The organism is Paraburkholderia sp., from assembly GCF_036488505.1.
Lineage (GTDB): Bacteria > Pseudomonadota > Gammaproteobacteria > Burkholderiales > Burkholderiaceae > Paraburkholderia.
In genome coordinates this window covers 1-2,582 of the sequence record NZ_DASXHN010000395.1, presented here as the reverse complement: position 1 = coordinate 2,582, position 2,582 = coordinate 1, and the positions used below count along the sequence as shown (strand labels likewise).

Annotated in this window: 1 protein-coding gene and 2 pseudogenes; 2 read left to right on the top strand and 1 reads right to left on the bottom strand. The window is 66.5% G+C overall.

Annotated elements, in window-relative coordinates; genetic code table 11:
• Window positions 1–185, top strand: a pseudogene (locus tag VGH68_RS22995) (hypothetical protein); the annotation flags it as partial.
• Window positions 139–1,386, top strand: a complete 1,248-nt coding sequence (locus VGH68_RS22990) for a GGDEF domain-containing protein (protein ID WP_331606010.1) — start codon at window positions 139–141, stop codon at window positions 1,384–1,386. The pseudogene VGH68_RS22995 and the gene VGH68_RS22990, both read left to right, overlap by 47 nt.
• Before the next feature lie 316 nt (window positions 1,387–1,702).
• Here the strand turns inward: VGH68_RS22990 and VGH68_RS22985 are convergent.
• Window positions 1,703–2,582: pseudogene (locus VGH68_RS22985) on the bottom strand (excinuclease ABC subunit A); the annotation flags it as partial.

The following is a 2,582-nucleotide window of genomic DNA, read 5'->3' as shown; positions in this document are numbered from 1 at the left end:
AGCACGCATCCAACCGCGCCGCCAGGAACGGCAAGCTCGCGCAGGACCGGCGTGCGGCGCCGTCGAACGCAAAGCATAAGAGCAGCAGTCTGTTTGCGCGCATGGGGCAATTCTTTCGACGAGTGAGCTACCCGCAACATGGCAGTGGACGCCAGCAACAACAAGACATCTACTCGCACCCCTGAGCGCGCCTGCGGATGTACGGAGGGTCATCGCGACGCGCTCGCGCGCGCGCCGGCGCGGCGTCCGGATTCCGGGGCGACTCCAGCATCGAGACGACCACTGACGCCGGGATTAAGACCGGGCCCCGCGACCATCGCGGTGGCCGCGCTGCTGTGCCTGCTGATCGGCGTGCTGTATCTGGCGATGCAGGTGCGCACGATCTTCTCCGACCAGTTGAAACAGGAATATGCGAGCCTCGTGCTCGAAGCCGCCGACCGCGCCGACAGCGCGCGCGAACAGGTGAGCATCTGGCAACGGATGCTCGAGCCCGCGTCCAGCCGCAACGCGCCCTTTGTCGACGGCTACAGGCACGCGCGCGCCGAATTCGCGCGGCGCTTCGCATCGCTCGCGGCGCTGGTGAATGCGAGCCCATCGTCGACGATGCATGATTCACCCGCGAGGCTGAACGCGAACCTCGCTCCGGAGGCGGCGGGCGCGACGCTGGCGAGCGTCTCCGCGTACTGGCACGCGCAGCGCGATGCGTACAGCGCTGATGCGCGGCTGCGCGTCTCGCACGTCGCGCACATGTTGATCGCGCTCGCCGCGCTGCTGTTCTGCATGCTGATCACCGCGCTCGGCATGTACGCGAAGCGCAACCGCCAACTGGCCGGGCAGTCGCAAGAATTCGAGCATGCGTCGCTGCACGATTCGCTGACCGGCCTGCCGAACCGCCGCCGGCTGCTGGCCGCGCTCGATGAAGCCGCGGCGCGTGCGCGCGACGGGGAGGCGCCGCACCGGATCGCCGTGCTGTACATCGATCTCGACGGTTTCAAGCAGGTCAACGATTCGTTCGGGCATCCGACCGGCGACGCATTTCTCGCCAGAGTCGCGACGTGTTTTCGCGCGTCGGTTCGCAAGACCGATCTCGTCGCGCGGATTGGCGGCGACGAATTCGCGGTGCTGGTGCGGGCGTTCTCAAACGAGATGGAACTGGCCGATATCGCGCGGCGGCTGATCGGCTGCGTGGTCTTCATCGATGAACAGATGGAAATCGGCCGCGTACGCGCGAGTATCGGCATCGCGAGCTTTCCCGATGGCGTCAGCGACCACCGCCGTCTCGTCGCCGCGGCTGACGAGGCGATGTATCAGGTCAAGCGCGACGGCAAGAACGGCTACGCGTTTGCAGCGCGGGCGGGGCGCACGAGCCGGACCGCGGCGCTGTGACGTGCGACGCGACGGGGATCGTGTGTTGGTTGAGGCGGCGAAGGAATAGCGAAGGGATTCTCAGCATGTCGCCTTTGTCTTCGGGGCAGTTTGGGCGCAAACGGTTGCAGTCGACAACGGCGCGCGGCAGCGTTGACTACTCCTGGGGCCAAGGTGAACCGCGACGCTATCACTTGGTGGGCGATGCCGAGCTGAGGCCTAAGCGACCGGTTTTCTGTCTCTACTGGGCGAACTGCGCGCAAATGCTGCTCAAACCGCGCGCGCTAATCGACTTCCTGAAAGACAAGCGCGGCGCTCGCTAGCGTGCACGCTTTTTTCATGCTACGAGGTGCTGCCGCAGATACTCGGCGGTGCGGCTTTCCCTCGCGCGCACGACCTGGGCCGGTGTGCCGCTCGCCACGATCTTGCCGCCGGCGTCGCCGGCGCCCGGGCCGACGTCGACAACCCAGTCGCTTTGTGCGGCCACCCGCATGTCGTGCTCCACCACGACGACGGTGTTGCCGGCATCCACGAGTCCCTGGAGTTGCACCATCAGCCGGTCGACGTCGGCGGGATGCAGGCCGGTGGTCGGTTCGTCGAGGATATAGAGCGTGTCGCCGCGTTGCGCGCGTTGCAGTTCGGTGGCGAGCTTGATGCGCTGAGCTTCGCCACCGGACAGTTCGGTGGCGGGCTGACCGAGCCGCAGATAGCCAAGGCCGATGTCACGCAGCACTTTCAGTGCGCGCATCACGCCGGCTTCGTCGGCGAAGAAATCGCAGGCGGCGTCGACGGTCAAGCCGAGCACCTCGGCGATGTTCTTGTCGCGCCATGTAACTTCCAGCGTCTGCGGGTTGTAGCGCGTGCCGTCGCACGTCGAGCACGGCGCATAGACGCTTGGCAGGAACAGTAGTTCGACGCTGACGAAGCCTTCGCCTTCACACGTCGGGCAACGGCCTTGCGCCACGTTGAAAGAGAAGCGGCCCGCGCCGTAGCGGCGCTTGCGAGCCAGCGGCGCGTCGGCGAACAGCTTACGGACGTGGTCGAAGAGGCCCGTGTAGGTGGCGAGATTGGAACGGGGCGTGCGGCCGATCGGTTTCTGATCGACGCGCACGAGGCGGCGCAGCGCGTCCATGCCTTCGGCAATGCGGCCGCCGGTCGGCGCGCTCGCGCCCGCGAGCAACGGGTCCTGCTCGTCGTCGTCCGGGTTTTCAAAGACG

Coding starts and splice junctions, on each gene's coding strand:
- VGH68_RS22990 (WP_331606010.1), top strand. CDS start 139: ATGGCAGTGGACGCCAGCAACAACAAGACATCTACTCGCACCCCTGAG.